This window comes from Paenibacillus lignilyticus, assembly GCF_017942085.1.
Taxonomy (GTDB): Bacteria; Bacillota; Bacilli; order Paenibacillales; family Paenibacillaceae; genus Paenibacillus_Z; species Paenibacillus_Z lignilyticus.
The window spans coordinates 1-560 of record NZ_JAGKSP010000058.1; the positions used below are offsets into that span (position 1 = coordinate 1).

Annotated in this window: 1 rRNA gene; it reads left to right on the forward strand. The window is 53.6% G+C overall.

The features are described from left to right. Window positions 1-560: ribosomal RNA gene (locus I8J30_RS32690) — 23S ribosomal RNA — on the forward strand; the annotation flags it as partial.

Here is a 560-nt window from a genome sequence, read left to right on the forward strand (position 1 = left end):
GTTCCCGCTGCCAAGAAAAGCCTCTAGCCAGGTGATGGTGCCCGTACCGCAAACCGACACAGGTAGTCGAGCAGAGTATGCTAAGGCGCTCGGAAGAACTCTCGTTAAGGAACTCGGCAAAATGACCCCGTAACTTCGGGAGAAGGGGTGCCTCGGTAGGGTGAATAGCCCGAGGGGGCCGCAGTGAAAAGGCCCAAGCGACTGTTTAGCAAAAACACAGGTCTGTGCGAAGCCGTAAGGCGAAGTATACGGGCTGACGCCTGCCCGGTGCTGGAAGGTTAAGAGGAGTGGTTAGCCGCAAGGCGAAGCTATGAATTGAAGCCCCAGTAAACGGCGGCCGTAACTATAACGGTCCTAAGGTAGCGAAATTCCTTGTCAGGTAAATTCTGACCCGCACGAATGGCGTAACGACTTGGGCGCTGTCTCAACGAGAGATCCGGTGAAATTTTAATACCTGTGAAGATGCAGGTTACCCGCGACAAGACGGAAAGACCCCATGGAGCTTTACTGCAGCTTGATATTGAACTTTGGTACGATCTGTACAGGATAGGTGGGAGCCT